This is a genomic window from Mycoplasma sp. 3398 (assembly GCF_053851555.1).
The window spans coordinates 68,157-89,928 of record NZ_JBSQAW010000001.1; the positions used below are offsets into that span (position 1 = coordinate 68,157).

A 21,772-nucleotide genomic window follows, 5' to 3' on the forward strand; every position below is an offset into this window, starting at 1 on the left:
TAAAAAACGCACCTGGTTTGTGCGTTTTTTCTTACTGAAATAGGGCTTTAATTAATAATTTTTATTTTATTAAAAAATGCTCTTCTTATTGAATTAAGTTGAAACTCGTCAATAATTTTTACGGCGTCAAGGGTTAGCTCAACATTCGCTATATCTAATAAATTTAATTCAATACCTTCTAATTCAAAATTAGTAACTAATTTAGCAATATGTTGATCTCTGAATGCAATAGATTTATAATCAATGAATTTTTGCGCAAGCCTAGAAGATGATAAATTTTCTAGATTTTCATAAATATTATCGAGGGTTTGATATTGTTCAAGAAGTTTTATAGCTGTCTTAGACCCGACACCCTTAACACCAAAAAAGTTATCGCTTGAATCACCTACTATGGCCTTATAATCAACTACTTGATTAGGGTTAATGCCATAAATTGATTTAAAATTTTTTGGCGTTAAAATAACAATTCCTTCTTTTGTTTTTTTAATTATTGAAGTATATTCATTAATTAATTGATTAAGATCCTGATCGGCTGAAAAAATTACCTTTTCAATCAAGGGATATTCAAAACATACCTTGGCAATTAAATCGTCTGCTTCAACCCCTGTTTTTTCTATATTTACAATATTTAAAGATGTAAGTAATTTTCTTATTATAGTCATTTGATTATAAAATTCATTCGGCATTTTTGCTCGTCCTTCCTTATAATGCTCATATAAATTATGACGAAAAGTTTTTCCCACTGCATCAAATGCTATAAAAAGGTGTGATGGCGAATATTCTTCAATAAGATTAAACAATGTTCTAAAAAATAATAATATTGTACTTGTTGAAACGCCTTCTGCGTTTGTTAAATAAGTATTATTCTTATTTATTGCAAAATAAGAACGATACGTTAAATAAGTACCATCAATAATTAATATTTTTTGTTTCATTATTTAATTACCTCGTAATTTCTTAAAATAATTTTATTATCTAATTTTCTTATAAATTTAATTTTTACAAGCCTGCGTTTAAGTTTGGATAGCTCAGGATCAACTCTAAACATAAAAGCAACCACTTTAAAACTTGAATCTTGAAAATCAATTCTTTGATATTGTCTACCATTTTTATCATTTCCAACTATTACATTAACACATTGAACAATCATTACATACTCATTATTAGGTCTTGTATCTATTAATCTATTGCCGTCAATCTCGTAGTTTTGTGTTGTTGAATAATTGTATATTTGGCCAAGCAATTCAATTTCATTTTTTTCAACTATTTGAGTTTCATCTTCATAAACATTTTGTGGTTCACAATTAATGATTTTATCAACAATATCAACCGTATTTTTAAATAAATTTTGTTGTACAAAAACACTAGAATTCGAAGATGAATCAATCTCTTCAAGCATTGTTTTTTGACTTAATTTAAAATTTCGCAATGCATTAGCCTTAATCAATGTCTCTAATGTCGATTTCCCAAATGTTTTAATTTTAAACAAGCTAAAATAACAATGTAAGAAATTTTTATATTGGCCATTTACTTTGCGATCATTAATAATTATCCTTATTATCTCGGGACCAATGCCTTTGATTAAACCTAATGGTAAAATTATTTTATTATCAGAAATTATTGCCTTATTTGTTGAAAGATTTATTTCTGGACTAACAATTTGAATGCCCATGGTTTTTGCTTCATTTGCATATTTTGAAATCGTCGCTTGGGCTCCATTTGAACTTGTAATGCATGAACTATAGAACTCTAATGGAAAATTCGCCTTTAAATAAGCCATTTTAAATGTTAGCATTGAATAAGCGACGGCATGCGATTTATTAAATCCATAATCAGCGAACTTTTCAATATTACTAAAAATTTTATTAGCCACTTCTAAACTATATCCATTTTTAGTTGCTTGTCCAATAAATGAATCCTTAATATCATTCATTTCATCAGCTTTCTTTTTTGAAATAATTTTTCTAAACAAATCAGCCTCTTCGAAAGTCATATTTGCTACTTTCTGAACTATTTGCATAATTTGTTCTTGGTAAATTATAATTCCATATGTATCTTTAACAATTTCATCATATTCCAACGAGATGCTTGGTATTGGTTCTATACCTGCTTTTCTCTTTGCATAGCTTGATACATAAGCCATTGGTCCTGGCCTATTCAATGATATAATAGCACTAATATCCTCAAACGTGCTTACCTTAATTTGCTTTAAGGCCTTAATCATTATAGGACTTTCCACTTGAAAAATACCGGAAGTATTTCCTTGTGAAAGAAGATCAAATGTTTTTTGATCATTATAATCAATAATGTCTCAATCGATATCCTTTTTTGTTTTCTTTTTAACTTCATCTTCAATTTGCTTAATTGTCGATAGGGTTCTAAGGCCTAAAATATCCATCTTTATTAAACCAAAATAGTCAAGGTATTCCATGCTAAACTGCGTTTGTTGAAAATTATCAATATTTTTAAAAGTCGGCACAAGCTCCATTATTGGCCTTGATGATATTACAATTCCAGCGGCATGTGTTCCTGTTTGGCGATAGAAACCAGAAATTCGAGACGTTTGGTTGATAACGTTCTTAGCAAAAGAATTATCTGTTGGTTTAATTTGCTGCAAAGCACTAATAAATGCCGTATTTTTATTTGCTTCTTCAAATAAACTTCTGTCATCAGACGAAATTAATTTTGAAACTTGATTTATTTTATCAGAAGATACATCTTTATAAGTTCTCAAAACATCTCTAATCGCAGATTTTTTACCTAGAACAGAAAAAGTTACAATATTAGCAACACATTCATACCCATATTTTTGTACAAGATAATTAATAATTTCATGTCTCTGATCATCCTGAACATCGACATCAATATCAGGCATTGAAATTCTTTTAGGATTAAGAAATCTCTCAAAAATAAGATTGTATTTTATTGGATCAATTTCTGTAATTCCAAGAATATATGAAACCAACGAACCAGCTGCAGAACCTCTTCCAGGGCCAATTGAAATCCCTTTTTTTCTAGCCCAATTAATTCAATCTTGAATAATTAAAAAATAATCCTCAAATCTTAATTGTGAAATAATTTGAAATTCTTTTAATAGTCTATCCTTATAAGCTTGGTTTTCAAAAAGTGCCTTAATTTTAGTATTATTTTTAATTTTTTCTCATATTAAAAATTTTAGATAACCTTTTGAATCAAGGTTTTGTTCGTTTTTGAAAAATGGCAAATTATATTTATTTTTTTGATGCTCAAAATATATTGACTCAACAAATGCATTAGTTCTATTTACTAATTTATTCATCAAGCCATCTTCATCATCAACATCAAAAAACAAAGTACCATCAAACAATATGTTATTTGTCTTATTATTCATTTTATTCAGTAATTCTATAATCATAAAATCCTGAAAATCGACTGTGTTAAAATTATTTACAACCAAAATATTCTGAAAATAAGAACAAAATTCTTTATTTTTTTCAATATCTATGATTGTGAATCCTATATAATAATTCGATTTGTTTATAACATTTTTAGTTAATTTAAAGTAGCTTAAAATAGGGTTTTCTATAATAACAATATCATCTTCAAAATTAAGAATATCATTAAGATAAATTATTTCATTATTTAATAATTGATAAGATAGCTTTTTAAGGATCTCAAAACCTTTTTGATGCTTAGCAAACAAGATAAATTGGTATCATTGGTCATCAATCATTAGTTTTACATCAAGCCCGAAATTAGCCTTAATGTTATTTTCCATGCATTTTTTATTAGCTTCAGCTAAGCTAAAAAAATGATTCTTTTCTGTAAAGGCAAGATAATTTATACCACTATTAAGAGCTTGTTTTATTGCTTCATCAACAGTTATTGTACTTTCTAAAAAAGAAAACGTCGTATTAAGATGTAGGTTATTTAATTTCATAGTTTAATTATAAAATAATATTAAGTTTAATTTTAAATTAGAGACGTTGAAAGGATATAAAAAAATATTAAATAAAAATTCTATAATAATGATTTTTAAATAAAAATAATAGAATTCAACTTAAATCAAAAAGATATTTTTATAAGTAATCAAAACTAGCCATTTTTAACCCAAAAACAGTTATTTTTTTAAACATTTTCATGTAGAAAACTGAATTTTTTTTATAAATTTTTCTTAAATTTAGATGATAAAGGCTATTAACGATGTCTATAAATTACACTAAAAATACTTAGCCTCAAAAAAACTAATAAAAATGAGACAAAACATTCTCTTAGTCCCATAAAATAATTTTGCTATCAAGTAAAAATGCGTTTTAACATAAATTAATTTTATGCAAAAACAAATATATAAACAAGAGGGGGATAAAAATGGATCAAATTAAATTTTTGGTTGATAATTCAGCTGATATTTCTTCAAAAGATTTAATTAATTTAAGAACCTTCTATTCTCCTATTATTGGAAGTCTGGGTGTTGCTTTCTATCAACATTTATATGATTTATATAATATAAATAGACTAAAGAAATATGATTTAGCCAAAACTTCAGAATTTCTAGTTATGTCGATAAACCAAATAAAAGATGCTAAAAATAAATTAGAGGGCTTAGGACTAATTAAAACCCTGCAAGACAAGGATGGCACTTTATTATTTAAATTAATAAAACCACTATGTGCCAATGGAATTGTAAAAAATTCTCTTATCGCTAATTTGTTAAAAAATAAATTAGGTGAAGTTTTATATAATAATTTAATTAAGAATAATGCATTTTATTATTATGATGAAACAGAATTTAATAATGTTTCAAAAAACTTTTTTGAGGTCTTTTCTAGTGAAAAAATTTCTTTGCAGCAGGAAGATTGTTTTGATTTTAAAATTATTAATGAACATGAATTAATTGAAGATCTCACTTCAGAAGAATATATTAGTTACCACACAAGAAAAGAACTCAGTCCATCGCAAATTTTGATGCTAAAAAAAATAAAGTCATTAAATTTTAAGGATAATGCTATTAACAATATAATAAAATATTCAATTTCTATAAATAATGCCATTATATGCAATTACATCCTAAAAATAGCCAATGACTTTGCAAGAAGAAACTTATATGATGCATATTTAATCGATAATGAATTATGTCAAGCTTCTCTAAATAGAAATAATAGCTATTCTTTATTTAGTAAAAAATATAATAATATTAATGATGATTTAAACGATGTACTAACATGAGATGACTAAAAGGAATAAATAATGGAGAAAAAGATTTTTGATTCAATATTATCACCTAATGAAAAAATAAATATTGATGAATTAAGAAATGAAGTTCTTTCAAAGGATTTTATTCAAACAGAAATTAAAAGATTAAACCTTAATGAAAAACAAATAAAAAAGGGTATGGGTATCTTACAAAGATATCATGATTCAGTTATCAAAAATCATAAAAAGCCTGACTATAAGCTGTTTGTTGATATTTATGGTTTTTTGGCTGAAGATTATAGTAATGATAAGGAGATAATAAGAAGCCAACAACTAGAAAAATTCTGATTAACATCAATCACAGAGTTAGATCCAATATTTAAGAAATATTTTCAAAAAAATAACAATTCGTCTGATGTTGTTGCTTTAAAAAAAACAACAAAAATTTTTATCGACTCATTACCTAAAACTATTGCTAGTGAAGATATTAGAGCTAAATTTAGAACAATGATCACCGGAAAAGGCGTTTTTGATTTTAACATTTGATTATGAGGAGCCAATTTTACAATAAGCAATGATATTATTAAATATATAGCTCTAATGAATGTAATTAGTCAAGGCAAGACAGTAGCCTTTTTAAATGCTAATGAACTATATAATTTTCTATCATCAAATAAAGAAGAAAAACAATCAATATGTTATTATTTGAATAATGTTGATGTATTATTCATTGCAAATCTTAGTTTAGGTTTGAAATCCCAATGATTTTTTGACTTGTTAATTAACATATTTGAAACGCGTATACAAAAAAAATCACCAATTATTATTTCTTCAACAAAAGATCTTTTGAATAAAAACACAAAATTACTAACTACATACTATTATTCAAAAGATAATGAAAATGATTTAGAAGAAGTTTTTAAGACAATGGTGGCTAATTTCTTTAAAAAAATTGTAATTTCATAAAAAAGCGTTAAATTGTAGCAAAAATGAGCCACCTAACATATATAGTAAAATGTTATAGGTGGTTTTATTATTCATGAAATAGAAAACAAAAAATTAGATGTTATAACTACATACAAATAAGCAATTATCCTTGAAAGCAAAATGTCAATATCAACCAAAAAAGATTAAACAAAAATTAAGAAATGCTGAATTATGTAAAAAAAGAAGTTAATTTAGCACATAGCAACCAATGAGGCGATAGAAAAAAGATTTACAACAATGATTTAATTATCAACTATGAAAAAATATGAAAGCAAAAAATTAATTACTGGAACAAAAAATAGTTCTTGTAATTCATATATGTCTTAGTGTTTGTTTTATGAGAGAATAGCTAATGCAAAAATATCATATAGCCAATTAACAAAAAGACTTACACAAAGCGGTTTTCTAAGTACTTTTGCTCATAAAAATACAATAAAAAGACAAAGAACTTTTGTAAAAAATATATACCTTATAAGCCAAATATTTTGCCTAAAAAAGATTGCAAAACTAAACATAACCTCAAAAAGAAAATTAGTAAATATAGGCGAATGTGTTGAACTTGATGGATCTATTCATTTTTTGTTGATCAAACCTTATGAATAATTGTTGCATGTAGCGATGTTTCAACTTCAAAAGTTTTATCACTTTATTTTGATAAAAAAGCGTAAATCAGTAAAAGGTTATTAAATTATTATTCAAAATATTATTAATAAATATGAGATACCAAAGATAATGATTAGTGATAATAGAATGAATTTTCATAAATAACCTTGAATCTAGCGCTATTTTGTATAATGCAGTCACAAAATTAGCTGCTGAATTTATAACAACATCAGTATCTAATGAAAAACCACATATAGAAGGTTTTTAGAGAATTCACATAATAGAATTCCAATATTTTTAAAAGATAGAAATATTAAAACAAACCAAGACGCTAATAAATATAGACACGAAATTATTGCAATGCTTAATGATATAAAAACAAGAAAATCAATTACCAATTCTGAAAAAAATGAATTTAGAAAACCAAACAGTGCAACTCTTGAAGCTTATTTTAATTTTCCAATTAAAAGACAAATTTTTAATGGAATTGTAACATTTAAAAATAAAAAATATATTCCTAAAAATGAAAAAAATCAAAAAATAAAAGTTACATCAAAAAAAGATGTAACTTTATGATCGGTGCAGATCAACAATACTATTTTCACATAAACAATAAAAGATATAAAGCTTTTGAATTAAATGAAAATGACATTCAAATGTATGAGAAAATAGCATATAGTAAAAAGCTTCCTCTTGAAATATCGGTGGTTAAAAAAATTGTGAAACATCAAGAAGCCGGATATTACTACAATCAAATGTTATCTAAAAAAACAGAAATTTTAGAATCTTTTGTTAAAACTGGTCTTATTTCACAAAGAGAAATAGATTTAATGCGATCAATTAATGAAGATTTAGAAAAAATAAGAAGAGATATAAATAAAATTGTAATTTTATAATAAATTATTCTATTCCTAAAGTAGAGCTATTTTTTTATTAGAAATTATGCAAAATGTATAATTAAACAAATTCAAAATATCGGTGGCTCATTTTTCACGCTAATTAATGGTTTTAAAATATTTTTTTAACATTTATTAAAAAATCCTTTATAATGATTATGTACAAAAATTTGATCACAATCTGATCTTGCTTAAGAATAGTATGTACTAAAATAAGGCTTTATGCCGAATTTACCGCCACTGGCGGTTTTTATTTTTCATTTATTGATTTTTATATTATTGATAATATAAATGCATAGATCAATTTATAAAATACAGTAAAGTTAAAGAAATATGATTAATATAGTTTTATACGAGCTTGAAATTAGTCCAAATACATTGAATATCATTAGAACATGTTATGCGACTAATAATAAATTACACATTATTAAGCCAATCACTTTGATTTGCATCCCACATTGAATAAAAGGAAGTGGAGGTAACCATTTTTTAAGTGAAATACCTCATAAAATTCACAATAGTTATGATGATTATAAAAAGAAACATGGTAATAAAAATAATTTTTATATTACAAGATACGGGCCTAAAATTATGGTGACATTAAATTAAAAGAATAGTTAAATACACATGGTGATATTTGATTTATGTTTGTAACAGAAATTTTGGAAATATAAAAAAATAGAAATCCATAATTTGACAAATTTTGAGAAAAAAAGAAAAGGTATTTATATCGATATAACTAATGAAAAAATTAAAAATAAACCAAATCGCCATAAACACGATGTTAGCCGTTTTACAGTTTTTAAAATTAAAAAATCTATAAATTTTAGTGGGACATTTAATGCCTCGCACAAAAATAAAGGAAATAAATATAGACAATAGTTTGGTGCTGATCTAGTAGATTCTGAAATTGAAAAAATCAGAGATTTTAGTTCCTTTGTTTTTGATCACCTACAGATAGAACTAGAAATGTTACTATGGCAGTTTATTATAGAACAAAAGGTCAATAATGTCTTTTAAAACTCTTACAGACCCACTTTAAAAAGGGGTATGCAACAGAGCACTCGCACAAAGCAACTAGAAAAGAAACTAAAAGAAACGCAAAAAATATTTTAAATAGCACGGTTTTAGAAACAATATTTTATTATGCAATAAATAGTAGATTAGAGAATCTTAAAACAATAGAAAAAAATGTAGTAATAAAAAATACCTGGAAAAATCTTTCTCCAGGTATGATCGTTGAAATCATTGCTGCGCCAGACACAATGGGGTTGGGTGAAACTTTTCGTACTTACCACGCTATTGATCCTGCCACTGATAGGCTTTTAGCGGTCCATGTGTCTAAAGAGAAAACCGATATTGGTTATATGAATCTGCTCGAAAAACTTTTTAGAACACATGGAATTCCGCAGATTATAAAGACCGATAAGAGAAAAACTTTTTAAAAAAGAGTCTTCATACACGCCTATTACTGAGAATTTGCAATCTTTAAGCATTGAAGTTCAATCCTCTAGTGTTTTGCAATTTAAGTCTTTTGTTGAAAAGTCTTTTAAAACTGCTCAATTAAATTATCCCATATTCTTTAAAATAAAGAATATAAAACATTGAACAGAAATTAGTAAAATTTAAGACCAATTAATAGATTACTTTAATTCTATATCTCCAAAATTAAAAAGAAATAGCAATAAAAACTGTTTTAGAAAGATAACTGAAGGCGATCCTGGTTGGTATGTTGATTATCATTTTAAAAACAAAACTCATTCAGGCACAGACGAATATTATGCCCCAGTTAATACTAACGGCAATAGAGTTAATTTTTCAAAGAAAATAAAGGTTTTATTTTGTATGAACTCAAGCGGTGAATATTGTTTTAAAACTCCAGAAAATCGTTACAAAGCAAGTAGTGATTTATCTAACTTTAACTCACAAGAGATTTTTTTAATAGGTAAAAATCTTGACGTTTGAGACGATTTGGCTTACAAATTGAGTTTGATAGTCGTAACGCATAAGTCGGTCGTTTCAACATTTACGGACAAGTTTAATTACCTGATTAGAAATTTAGAAAAATTTAAATTAAATACATCGGATTTAAAACAAGAAATGAGCAACTTAAAAACAATGTTTAAAAACCTAATTAAACAAGTGGGTAATGACCTATATGAAAACTTTAAGTAGATTTTTAATTTTATTTTAATGTCCGCAAAGTGGGTTTAAAAAATTGGTTTGCCAACCAATCCAAATATAAATAAAGCTTAAAAAAATGGATTCTAATTTTTAAAATAAGACCCGTAAGGTTAATTTAAAAATATATTACTATTTAATTTTTACTTTCGAAATATATAGATTTACAAAAAAATAATAGCAAAGTATGACACTTTGTTAATTTTCCTGATTCCTGTTTTAATTTTTTTAGGTCTTAAAAAACATATTTGATATCTTAAGTTTAAGAAACATTTTTAAACTATAAAAATGTTGCAATTTGATTAAGAATTAACAAGCTAAATAGTTATATTAATTATTAGAAGCCCAATTTAATGAATTTTTTAAATAATATTTAAAATTGCAATGTAATTTTTTTGCTTAGTATATAAGCAGAAAGAAGAATATGAAGAAAATAATCGATGTTACGGAAAGTGAATATTTATCACTTTTTTTAGGAAATTTAATTATTAAAAAAGAACAAGGTAAAATTACAATACCAACTAATGATATTGATAGTATTATTTTCGAAAATAATAAAACAACAATATCAATACCACTAATTAATAAATTTATAAAAGAAAAAGTTAACATAATTATATGCAACGAAAAACATCTGCCTCAGGCGCAAATTATTCCGTTTGATAATTATTATAATAACAAAGTATTTTTATCTCAATTAACTTGAGATGAGAATTACAAAGCCATAACCTGAAAAAATATTATTAAATTAAAGATTTCTAATCAACTTAATTTGTTAGTAAATTTTAATTTAGTTAATGATGAAGATTATCAAAAATTTAAAAATTATATTTTAGATGTCAAAATTGGTGATTTATCTAACCGCGAGGCTCATGCAGCTAAACTTTATTATAAAAATATTTTTGGAGCTGATTTTAAAAGAGAAAGAAATAACTTTGATGATGATATTAATGCGATGCTAAATTATGGGTATACGATTTTACTATCATTTTATAGTCGGGCAATTAATGGGCGTGGCTTTGATAATCGCATTGGCGTTTTTCATAAAAGCTTTAATAACCCTTATAGTTTAGCATGCGATCTAATGGAAATAGCTAGAGTGTTTGTTGACTATGTTGTATATCAGTATTTAATCAAGAAAGCTAATTATCAAGAAGTGAATTGAAAAATTTTTAAGCAAATGCTATATGAATTTTTTGATGAGCACATTAATGTCGACAATAAGCATATAAGAATTCGCGATTATATTGATTATTCAGTTAAAAAAATATTAGAAAATTGTTCATTAGAAGAGTTAATCATTGATTGAAATTCAAAGTAGATTTATGCGAATAATTGTTATGTATGATATTTCGATGGACGATGATAATATCTCTTATTATAATAAATTTAGAAATGAACTAATTAAATTAGGTTATAGCATGATTCAATATTCAATCTATGTTAAATGTATATCAGCTCACACTCAATATCCTTATGAAAAGGATAAACTAATAAAAATCGTTCCAAAAAAATCAAATGTGAGAATTTTATTAGTAACAGAAAGTCAATATCAAAATATTGAAATCATTAATGGCGAAAAATCACTAAATGAATATTACTTAGATAAAAAAATATATTTAGAGGTATAAATTATGTTAGAAATAGTAAAATTTAGTCATCTTTTAGATTATGACTATCAAGGAATTAGAGTTATTGAAAGCAGTAACTCTTTAGCTTTTTTAGCTATGTTAATTAATCATGAAAATCAAAATAATCAACCAAGTCTTTTAATTAATAATAAAGGCTATTTTGTTAATGAAAGTATTATTATTAATCCATTATCAAAAGTTATTGATATCCTTAACTTTAGCAGCAAAAATAGTTTATATAAAATGTTTATAAAAGACAGTAGAATTGATCAAGAAAATTTAATCAAAAATGATTTATTATCTGAAGTATTAAATTTTTATACAAATTTAGTTGCTGAAGATTTTATTTATCTTAATTTAGATAAATCAAAGTTAGTTAAATTTTTATTCCAACTAAATGATCAGAAATTGATTAATAAAGATATTTTATTTAAGTTTTTTGATTTAACAGATCAATTAGATAAGCAACTTGTAATTATCACTAATTTTGATAATATCAATATTAGCGAGTTGGTTACTTTTACTAATAAATTTAACTTTATTATATTAACTAACAATATTTGAAATATTTGTAATAGCTTTGAAGAGTTGGAAGTTTGTTCAATTTTTGATAATAAAACATTTATCAATATTGATAATGTATCTTTAATTAAAGAAATACTTATGCAAAAATTCAATATTGACGATATTAAAAAAATCAAAGAAAGCAAAACATTGCAAAATGCTATAAAATCAATCATTTTAGATTAATTTTTAATCGAATTTAAACGTTTATATACAAAAATGACATTTTAGTACTATACTATTCTTAAGCAAGGTTAGACAGTAAGACATTTAATCCAAACTTATATGACATTTTAGTACTATACTATTCTTAAGCAAGGTTAGACTACTTATAATACAAAAGATGAATTAGGCAAATTTTAGTACTATACTATTCTTAAGCAAGGTTAGACTTAAGGGTTCATTAGTAAGCACTTATATATATTTTAGTACTATACTATTCTTAAGCAAGGTTAGACAAAAATAGATTATTAAAATAGTGTAGTCTGATTTTAGTACTATACTATTCTTAAGCAAGGTTAGACATACTAACAATCCAATAACGACTAATGATAAATTTTAGTACTATACTATTCTTAAGCAAGGTTAGACAAAAAACACTTGAATTAATCGAACAATTGAATTTTAGTACTATACTATTCTTAAGCAAGGTTAGACATAATTATCATATTGATACAAGCGAGTTATATTTTAGTACTATACTATTCTTAAGCAAGGTTAGACATTAACTCTATAATCAGTTGGTTTTCCATAATTTTAGTACTATACTATTCTTAAGCAAGGTTAGACTAAACGATTTAAGTAAGTTGGATGGTGCTAATTTTAGTACTATACTATTCTTAAGCAAGGTTAGACAATTGAAAAATTTGAGTATGGCGATGTTGCATTTTAGTACTATACTATTCTTAAGCAAGGTTAGACACTGATTACAGAGTTAATGATGATGATGTTATTTTAGTACTATACTATTCTTAAGCAAGGTTAGACAAACGTGATGAACAAATATATGAAATATGTATTTTAGTACTATACTATTCTTAAGCAAGGTTAGACATAATCATATTAATAATAATGAACAAGTTAATTTTAGTACTATACTATTCTTAAGCAAGGTTAGACTTTCAAAACTTTGACCAAATTTTCCATAAAATTTTAGTACTATACTATTCTTAAGCAAGGTTAGACATTAATTTTGTATGATGATGGCTTACCATAATTTTAGTACTATACTATTCTTAAGCAAGGTTAGACTTCGATGCCGGTCTAAGAGATAAAAGTAGTATTTTAGTACTATACTATTCTTAAGCAAGGTTAGACTTTTTAAGTATTTAAGTGGTTTATTTTTTTTATTATTAAAAAACACATTCTGTATGGAATGTGTTATAAATTTTCATTAGTAAAATTTAAACTATTTTATTTTTTAATTTAAGATAATTTAAGTTAAATACGTTAATATTAATTAAAATTCTCTTTATTTTTTGTTTATCGCCCTCTACAATAACGTTTCGTTTTGAAATAAATTTTACTTCTATTTGTTGAGTACTATAATTGTTGCCACATAAATAATAGACTTGATTATTGATTGCGTTTTTAAACAACGTATTTTTATATCAGACATCAATTATTTTATTTTCCTCTGGAATGTCTAATGTTTTTTTAATTCTATTTAATTCTTTTTGATTGTAAATTTCTTCTAAAGAAAAATCAGATTTTTTATTGTTATCAAATGTGTAGATTTTTGCATTTACCGGGATATAAGCATATTTATCTTTTCTTGTTTTATAAATCAATAGCGCAACCCAATTAAATGATTCTTTAAATGACTTGCTATCATTTTTATTTAAAGCTACATTGTTAATATCTTTTTTATCACTAACTATTTTTAATTTTTTAACCATTTTGACTTTATTGTTTTCAACGAGTAATAAAATTTGATTATTTTTACAGAAATCTTTATACTCTTCTGAAATTAATTCACTATATGTTTTTTGTAAATCATTCATATAAACTTCAAAAGGACTTTTTTCACCTTTATATTCTAGATATATATTCTTAAGTTTATTAAACTCTTGAGGGTGACTTCTGAACATTAATACATTATCGTGTTTATCTTCTTTTTCGAAGTAATCTTTCATATCATAGACACTTTTACGTTCAACTTTATAAATTATATTTTCATCATCTGGATCTTTGATAGAAGAGTATAAAGTTGCATTAAATAGTTCGATATTATGATCTTTCGTTAATTTTCTTGTAAATCTTACTTTAGATTTAATTTCTTGTTGTCTATTTTCGCCTATCGATTTTTTTACTTTATCTGTTATATCCTCGGTATTGACAGTTAAATCAGAACGCTTACAAATAAATTCACCAGTTTCTTTATCAATAATGTTGTCTTTGTCAATGTAATAGTTTTCCAAAATTGCTCATTTATTATGGTTCATTTTCATATTGTTTGCTGCAATTGCCAATATTGAAGCATCAATAGCATGGTGATCAAATTCATCACGGTTCTTTTTATCCAATTGCGCTAATTTTCTAATTATGCTTGTAAATTTACCTCTAATAGGTTTTATTGTGAATTGATTGTCATGATTTTTAGCATAGTTTGCTAAAATACTTAAAAATTCTTTACATGCATAACGCGTGTCGTTTAAATTTCTAGAAGCAAATTCTATTTCATCGCTTTGAGAAAGTGTGTCATGCAATAAATTGTTGCACTTTGCAATTAATTCATCGTATGTTTTAAATCAAGGTAAATCTTTGATTTTATCTTTTTTAGAAGTATATTTATCGGCTTTTGATCTTCAATGTACATATAACCATTTTTTTAGCTCTTCAAATTTTTCGGTTGATAAAAAGTCTTTAGGAACCTTATTTTTCTTTTGCCTATTTGACTCTTTTAGTACCAAAACCTTGTTTCTGATTGAATCGTCAAAACTTTTGCTTTGAGGAAGAATATGATCAATATCTGTATATCCTGGATCTTTATAAACTTTTCTTAAATCAATATCTTGAAGAGAATATAAATCAATTCCGTCCTGTTGTAATCATAGCAATAACTTTAATTTTGTATGATCTGAGCAATTTGAAATACTGAATGAATTATCCATAGTTCTTTCTTTTACTGCCACTTCAATTAGATCATTAACTTTTTTATTGTGTTTATTTTGAGCACTGATTTTTTTAGCTTCTTCTTCACCGTTTTTATCCCTTGGCATTTCTAGGCCAACTTTTGTGATTAAATATTTTTTTCCAAATTCTTTGATAATTTGGTTAAATACCTTAACGCTTTCTCTAATTGAACTTTTAACTGCTGGAGAAACAATTAAATCGTCTAAAAAATTGGCTTGTAAATATTTGCCAGTTTGTTCTTTTGAAATTAGTTTAATTTCATTTTCTTTATTATATTCACTAACTGCTTTATATAAATCACTCTCTTTATTTCATTTTAATGACTCTAGATTGGTAATTTCGTCAAACAATGCCTGCAACGTATGTTCAAAAACACGGTATGAAAGTGAATGTGTTTTATTTCCTTTTAATTTAGAACTTTGAGCAATATCTTTTATCGTGTTCTGAATATCACTGTCATTTAATAAATATTTATTGAATACTTTAATACATTCTTTATCGTTTAACTTGTTGATACGGTCATCAATACTTCTATTATAAAATATTGGTTGATATAGCTTATCTAAGTCTCTTATTACATTGAATAAATTTTCACTGTTAAACATTGAAGCAATACAATTATTTTTTACAAAGATATTTAAAATTTCATTTGTTATATTTAGATTGTTATAATCGATATCTTCATTGCTAAAACTATTTGTAGTTAAATCATTATTAATTTTTTTCATTTCTTTAATAATTGATTTTTTATCTATGTTTTTAACTTTTTTATCGTTTTTAAATGAATTAAATCAATTTAAAATTAGATCTTTTTTAACTTGATTGTCTAGATTTATTTTATTTTGTGAATTTTCGTCAATATAAAAAGTTGTATTGTTTAAATTGTGTAATAAATTAAACATTTCTGCACTTGGCGTATTAATAGGCGCTCTATTGTCTTTTTTAAACACGCTACATTTTCCAGTGGTTTTTTCTCATATTACAGTATATTTTTGAATAACTTCACCATTTTCATCTCTTTGAAAAATCCCGTATTCACTCGGACTTTTTATATTGCCAGGCCCTTGTTCAAATGAACGTATATATTTAAATAAATTTAGATAATTATCACTAAATTCTTTAAATAATTTTTGGTCATATTTTTTAGACTGAACTTCGAAAAGTTTTTCAAGCTCGGCAACTCATCTCTTATTAGTAAATAAATTGCCTGTGTTTGCCTCAATGTTTTTGACAAATCCGAATCTATCAAAGTATTTTTTTTCAATTTCGCTTGGATATTTTGAATCGTCTTTAAATTCGGCAAATGAACTGTTATTCTTATCGCCGCCTTTATTATCTTTGGTTTCTTCTTCTATTTCATAAAATACACCACGATTTTTTAAATAATCGTGTAGTATTCAGATTAATTCTTCTGATAAAATTTCTTTTGATAATGCTTTGTATTTTAAATCTATAATATGTGGGTGTTTTTGTGAAGATTTTAAATAAATATTTAAAACATCTTCGACAGATTTTAAATCTAAATTAAACATTTTGCTATATTTAATAACTAATTTTGCATAAGCATTTTTCTTTAAAGCTTTTCTTCTTATGCTTCTTCTAAGAGATCTGTGTGCTCTTCTATCTTCAGCTAAATTAGGTTCATCAAACAATCTAGAACCTAGCGCAATAACTTCGTTAGTTTCATTATTAACAAGCGACCAGCCTACTGAACCAATCCCTAAATCTAGGCCTAATGAAACCTCAATTTTTTTATTATCTTCCATGAATTCTCCATTCTAAAAAACATATTTATTATAAATTACAAATATAAATATTTATTTTTATCATTAAAATTTAGAGAAAATTTGAAGATTTTACTATTGCTAATATTGCAATTTTAATACACTAAACTTTTATCTTAAATTTTCGAACCAAATGGGATTACACAAAATTTATAAAATAACTTTTTTAACATTTACGTTAAATTGCAGCAAAATAAAAAAATTGTAATTTCATAAAAAAACTAATTTTATAATATAATTTTTCACCACAAAAAATTTATTTTTTTTCATACTTGTTAATTTTTTTAAAAAAACTCTTCTAATAAGTGTTTTTTTATTGCTCCTTGAGTTTTTAATATAATTTCGTTTGTAAATTTAAATACTTTATATTAAAGAAAATCCACACAAAAAGGAAAACAAATGAAAAAATCAATCAGAAAGTTCTTACTACCTTCAGTTATAACTAGTGCTTCTATACTTCCGATGGCTATATGTCTAATTTCTTCACAATGTACAACAGATTCCAATGTCGAAGCAATAAAAACCCAGGGCTATGCTGATGCTATGCAAAAACTAGCTAACAAATCAATCACTGTTGCCGGGGCATGATCAGACGCTCGTTTTTATGCTAAAGACCATGCTAATGATCTAGCAGTTATTGGAGCTACATCGCACATTTCAAATGATGGTGTTCAGGCGAGATCTGACTTAAAGCTTGGCGATATTAAGGCTCTTCAACAACTTTTAATTGCTGCAATAAAAGAATCAAACAAACAAGTAAAAGATAATAAAGATTCTAACAAAGAAAGCAATCTAACTTACTTAGATAAAAATAACAAGATCCAAAGTATATTCAAAATATACAACCATGATGGCTATGCTCCAGTTGGATTTGATGCAAATATCGTTTACAACATAAATGGAGATTCAAAAAAAGCCTATGAAGTTATTCCTAAGGGCGATAGTGAATATATTTCCTTTGATGAAAAAACAAATAAATTCACAACTGTTGATGAAAAGAAAAACCTTAAAATTCAATTCATTCCTTCTTCTGATGCCGCATTAGTACAAAAAGCAACAGAGAAACTACAATTATGAATAAAGGAAAAAGGAATCAAAAATATTGAAATTAGTGTTTCAAGTGATTACAATAGTGCTGCAACAGCTTTGAAAGCTAAATCGATCGATGTCGCCTTTCTACCTGTCGATACATGAGCTAAGCTATCCGGAGATTCTAGTTTTATTATTCAAGCTGGTAGAAATGTCCAAATTATTGACCCATATATAAGCAAGCAGAATCCATCAACACCTAAATTTAATGATGAAAAACTACTAGTTGAAGCATTTAATAACTACAAAATATTCAATAAAAATAATCTTTATATCAACAAGGAACCATCTAAAAATCCAAATTCAACTACAAACGGATACAACGATGAATTAAAAACACATATTGATTCGTTGGCAACAGGAGAAGAACTTCCAACCGTTGGCTTCTATCGTTCATATATTTATGTTCGCAAAGATTCTGAAATTTACAAAATTGTTATTAAAGCCCTAAAAGAACAAGGTTCTAATTGAAAACTAAAATGATCGGAAGTAAGGGATTATGTAATTTATGGTTATACTTCAACAACATCAGCCGCCTCATATATATACCCTGAACAATGATTTAAAAAACATTTTGAAGGCTTTAAATCTTTCTTAGAATAATACAAAAACTTAATTTAATATAAAACTTAATTATGAATAAAAATTTAAAAATGAAAAGTATTAGCAACATACAACAAAATACTAATAATAATTGAAATATAAACTGAGATAATGTATCAAAAACATATCCTAATGGAACTAAGGGCTTAATTGATGTAAATCTTTCAATTAATCAAGGCGAGTTTGTTGCAATTATTGGTCTATCGGGAGCCGGAAAAACCACGCTAATTAAAACAGTAAACAAAATAAACACCATTACCTCAGGAAAATTAACGGTTGGGCCTTACAATGTTAATGAATTAAAAGGAAAAAAATTAAGACAATTTAGAACAAAAATTGGAATTATCTTTCAAAATTATAATCTAGTTGAAAACATCACTGTACTACAAAATGTTCTCTCGGCAAGATTACCACAAATGAATTTATTTAGAGCGTTTTTTGGAATTTATAGTAAAAGCGATATTGAACTAGCATATCAATGTTTAGCAAAAGTTAATATTCTAGAAAATGCTTATGATTTAGCAAAAGATTTATCAGGCGGTCAGATGCAGCGTGTGGCCTTAGCACGTACTCTAGCCCAAAAACCAAAAATTATTCTTGCAGATGAACCTGTAGGGGCACTTGATCCGATTATGGCTAAAAGTGTTATGGATGGTTTTTTAATAGCTAACAAATCTGAAAAAATTACCATAATTGCAAATCTCCACCATGTTGATCTAGCCCTACAATATGCAGATCGGATAATAGGCGTAAAAAAAGGCAAAATTATTTTTAATGATAGTTGAGATAAAGTTAATTTAGAACAATTAAAAGAAATATATGGAAAAAAATTGGAACAATTTGATGAAGAACAATTCAATGAAAACCGTAGAAAAAGACTAATTATTCAAAATGAAATTAAAGAAAAAATTAAAAAATTGGAAATCTAGAAATGGATAAACAGCAAAGCAAATCTAGCGGTCCTATTGAATATAAAAGCAAAATAAAATTATTTAGTGAATCAGTAACAAATTACTTTAATCCCAAATTCGTTGACATCAATGGCCAAAAGGTAACTAAAAAGTTCCCTTGGTTCAAAATCTTGGGTGGTGCACTAATCTTTATTTTGGTTGTAATAATAATCGCTGCTATTAAACCTGATTTTCAAAACTGAAAAGCTTTTTGAAACCATATTTCACACTTTTTTGAGACTAATAAAAAAGCGCAAATCGGAGCTGCAGAGTTCACGCCTTATGCAACCTTCTTGCGCAGCTTATCCTATTTATGAACTACTATTTCATACTCAATATTAGGCACTATACTTGGTATTTTTATATCAGTACCGCTAGCATTATTAAGCTCTAAAAATATTATTAAAGATAAATTAATTTATCTTCCCTTTAGAATAATAATGTCGATAATTAGAGCAGTCCCCCCAGTTGTATTCGCATTTATCTTTTTCTTCTTATTTTCAAAATCATTAGCGGCAATGTTTTCAATTGCTATATTTGTTAGCTCATTAATGACAAAATGATTATATGAAGACTTAGACACTTATGATACAAGCGCATTTCAGGGAGCGCAAGCGATTGGTAATAATAAAACTCTTGCCTTTAAAAGCGCAATTTTACCTTATTTAATAAAGAGAATTGTATCATATGGATTCTACTCATTCGAAATGGTTGTTAGATTTGCAGCTATTTTATCAATTGTTGGAATATCAACAATTGGACAACTTCTTTCTGACCAATACGCCATAACAGATAACCTATCACATATGTCAATTGTTTTATGAGTGTTAATTGCCTTGATGATAGTAATCGAAGCATTAAACTATATGATTAAAAAATTCATTTTAGAATATTCTCAAAAGCACCCTCAAATTGATGAAAAACTTCCATTTGCAAAACAATTAGAACAGCTTAAAAAGCAAAAGTCAAAAATATATATATTCAAGATTTTTGTCATTATTCTTGTGTTTGCGCTTATCCTTGCTTCGCTAACACAAATTGAATGAAAAATTGGAAATAGTATAAAAATTGGCCAATTCAAAGATGGAATTAATAAGCTTTTCAATCCAGATTGATCATTGTTTGGTGGCAATTGAAAAACATCAAAAACAAGTGTTATACCATTAGGGGCTTCGGCTCTACTAGTGGCAATAGCTTCCTCAGTCATTGGTTTGTTTTTTGCACTAATATTAGGAATTCTCGCCGCAAAAAATATTAATAAGTATTTTTCTTACCCATTTAAATTGATTATTATTGTTATTCGTGCTATACCAGCGTTCACTTTTGCCATTCTTTTTATAATCTTGTCAAAAGACTCAAAACTATTCGCCGGGGTCTTGGCACTGGGGATACATTCAATTGGTATGCTTGGAAAACTAATTATGGAGTCAGTTGAAAAAATTCCACACAAGGTGTTTCAATCCTTAGACTCACTAGGCGCAACATGATTTCAAAAAGTCAAATTTATTGTTATTAAATCAATATTACCGCAATCTCTGTCTAACTTCTTATATAGAGTTGAAATTAACTTCAAAAGTACAGTAGTAATTGGCGCCGTAGGAGCTAGTGATTTTGGTTTCCAAATCAGTACATACTCATCCAAAACTGAAGACTGAGACAAGCTTTCATCATACCTAATTTTTACCATTATTGTATTATTGACAATTGAACAAATTTCAAATATCATTCGCTCAAAACTAACAACTGGATACTTCTTTGGCCAAGATGTTTGGTTTAAAAAACTGATTAAGCAAAATATGATTATTAAGTCGCTTGCCATTGCTCTTGTGAACAATGAGGAATTCAAAAATGAAACAAGATATGCAAAATATATGATTGCAAAACACAAGAAAGATCAATTATTTATATACAATTATTGATTAAAAAATGATTTAATTCCAGATGAAAAAAATTATAAAAGGCTAATGACAAATAAAATAGACTATTTAAATCAATATAAAAAAATATTAGTTAAAATTAAAAATGATGTTAAAAATGTTTATAAAACAACATATATGCGAACAATTCAAAATCTAGCAAATATGAAAAACTGATTCAAGAAATCTAAAATAGCTAAAAAATCCGCCAAAATTGCGGTTGATCATTATTTTGACAATTATTCATTAACGGTGGCCTAA

At 26.0% G+C, this 21,772-nt stretch carries 18 protein-coding genes and 1 CRISPR repeat array; of the genes, 15 read left to right on the forward strand and 3 right to left on the reverse strand.

Features of this window, described 5'->3' with window-relative positions; translation table 4 throughout:
* Positions 1 to 47: 47 nt before the first annotated feature.
* Both ACWXVK_RS00285 and dnaE read right to left on the reverse strand, forming a co-directional pair.
* A complete protein-coding gene (locus ACWXVK_RS00285; RefSeq protein ID WP_455994789.1) occupies positions 48 to 935 on the reverse strand; it encodes a 5'-3' exonuclease in 888 nt (295 codons plus the stop codon).
* Entirely contained in the window at positions 935 to 3,919 is a 2,985-nt protein-coding gene (gene dnaE / locus ACWXVK_RS00290; protein WP_456016833.1) for a DNA polymerase III subunit alpha, read from the reverse strand. Before dnaE ends, ACWXVK_RS00285 begins: the two co-directional genes overlap by 1 nt.
* A 428-nt stretch (positions 3,920 to 4,347) precedes the next feature.
* Here dnaE and ACWXVK_RS00295 point away from each other — a divergent pair, with 428 nt between their 5' ends.
* The 12 genes from ACWXVK_RS00295 (at position 4,348) to ACWXVK_RS00350 (ending at position 12,220) form a co-directional block, all read left to right on the forward strand.
* Entirely contained in the window at positions 4,348 to 5,214 is an 867-nt protein-coding gene (locus ACWXVK_RS00295; protein ID WP_438340421.1) for a hypothetical protein, read from the forward strand.
* Between the two features lie 12 nt (positions 5,215 to 5,226).
* Complete coding sequence (locus ACWXVK_RS00300) at positions 5,227 to 6,138, forward strand: hypothetical protein (RefSeq protein ID WP_456012005.1); 912 nt, start codon at positions 5,227 to 5,229, stop codon at positions 6,136 to 6,138.
* 760 nt (positions 6,139 to 6,898) lie between these two features.
* Positions 6,899 to 7,030 (forward strand): hypothetical protein, encoded by a 132-nt coding sequence (locus tag ACWXVK_RS00305; protein WP_456016836.1) that lies wholly within the window; start codon positions 6,899 to 6,901, stop codon positions 7,028 to 7,030.
* A 92-nt stretch (positions 7,031 to 7,122) separates the two neighbouring features.
* Positions 7,123 to 7,371: a hypothetical protein gene (locus ACWXVK_RS00310; RefSeq protein WP_456016838.1), complete on the forward strand. Its 249-nt coding sequence runs from the start codon at positions 7,123 to 7,125 to the stop codon at positions 7,369 to 7,371.
* Positions 7,335 to 7,658 carry a hypothetical protein gene (locus ACWXVK_RS00315; protein WP_455994767.1) on the forward strand — a complete coding sequence of 108 codons (324 nt, stop codon included), beginning with the start codon at positions 7,335 to 7,337 and terminating at the stop codon, positions 7,656 to 7,658. The genes ACWXVK_RS00310 and ACWXVK_RS00315 overlap by 37 nt, the downstream gene beginning before the upstream one ends.
* Positions 7,659 to 7,991: 333 nt before the next feature.
* A complete protein-coding gene (locus ACWXVK_RS00320) occupies positions 7,992 to 8,267 on the forward strand; it encodes a hypothetical protein (RefSeq protein WP_456016840.1) in 276 nt (91 codons plus the stop codon).
* 84 nt (positions 8,268 to 8,351) lie between these two features.
* Positions 8,352 to 8,540, forward strand: coding sequence for a hypothetical protein (locus ACWXVK_RS00325; protein ID WP_455966090.1), 189 nt, complete (start codon positions 8,352 to 8,354; stop codon positions 8,538 to 8,540).
* 383 nt (positions 8,541 to 8,923) lie between these two features.
* Positions 8,924 to 9,103, forward strand: coding sequence for a hypothetical protein (locus tag ACWXVK_RS00330; protein ID WP_456016842.1), 180 nt, complete (start codon positions 8,924 to 8,926; stop codon positions 9,101 to 9,103).
* A gap of 400 nt (positions 9,104 to 9,503) precedes the next feature.
* Entirely contained in the window at positions 9,504 to 9,833 is a 330-nt protein-coding gene (locus ACWXVK_RS00335) for a hypothetical protein (protein WP_456016844.1), read from the forward strand.
* Between the two features lie 430 nt (positions 9,834 to 10,263).
* On the forward strand, positions 10,264 to 11,160 hold the full coding sequence (cas1, locus tag ACWXVK_RS00340) for a type II CRISPR-associated endonuclease Cas1 (protein ID WP_456016846.1): 897 nt from the start codon (positions 10,264 to 10,266) through the stop codon (positions 11,158 to 11,160).
* 4 nt (positions 11,161 to 11,164) lie between these two features.
* On the forward strand, positions 11,165 to 11,470 hold the full coding sequence (gene cas2 / locus ACWXVK_RS00345; protein ID WP_456016848.1) for a CRISPR-associated endonuclease Cas2: 306 nt from the start codon (positions 11,165 to 11,167) through the stop codon (positions 11,468 to 11,470).
* 3 nt (positions 11,471 to 11,473) lie between these two features.
* Positions 11,474 to 12,220: a hypothetical protein gene (locus tag ACWXVK_RS00350; protein WP_456016850.1), complete on the forward strand. Its 747-nt coding sequence runs from the start codon at positions 11,474 to 11,476 to the stop codon at positions 12,218 to 12,220.
* A gap of 38 nt (positions 12,221 to 12,258) precedes the next feature.
* Positions 12,259 to 13,352: direct repeats of the CRISPR family, unit length 37 nt; unit sequence ATTTTAGTACTATACTATTCTTAAGCAAGGTTAGACA.
* Between the two features lie 85 nt (positions 13,353 to 13,437).
* Here the strand turns inward: ACWXVK_RS00350 and cas9 are convergent.
* Complete coding sequence (cas9, locus tag ACWXVK_RS00355) at positions 13,438 to 16,935, reverse strand: type II CRISPR RNA-guided endonuclease Cas9 (RefSeq protein ID WP_456016852.1); 3,498 nt, start codon at positions 16,933 to 16,935, stop codon at positions 13,438 to 13,440.
* A gap of 417 nt (positions 16,936 to 17,352) precedes the next feature.
* Here cas9 and ACWXVK_RS00360 point away from each other — a divergent pair, with 417 nt between their 5' ends.
* From ACWXVK_RS00360 to ACWXVK_RS00370, 3 genes are read left to right on the forward strand one after another with little or no spacing between them, the layout of a single operon-like run.
* A complete protein-coding gene (locus tag ACWXVK_RS00360) occupies positions 17,353 to 18,645 on the forward strand; it encodes a hypothetical protein (RefSeq protein ID WP_456016854.1) in 1,293 nt (430 codons plus the stop codon).
* 50 nt (positions 18,646 to 18,695) lie between these two features.
* Positions 18,696 to 19,574 carry a phosphonate ABC transporter ATP-binding protein gene (gene phnC, locus ACWXVK_RS00365; protein ID WP_444704855.1) on the forward strand — a complete coding sequence of 293 codons (879 nt, stop codon included), beginning with the start codon at positions 18,696 to 18,698 and terminating at the stop codon, positions 19,572 to 19,574.
* A 2-nt stretch (positions 19,575 to 19,576) separates the two neighbouring features.
* Positions 19,577 to 21,772 carry a PhnE/PtxC family ABC transporter permease gene (locus ACWXVK_RS00370; protein WP_456016856.1) on the forward strand — a complete coding sequence of 732 codons (2,196 nt, stop codon included), beginning with the start codon at positions 19,577 to 19,579 and terminating at the stop codon, positions 21,770 to 21,772.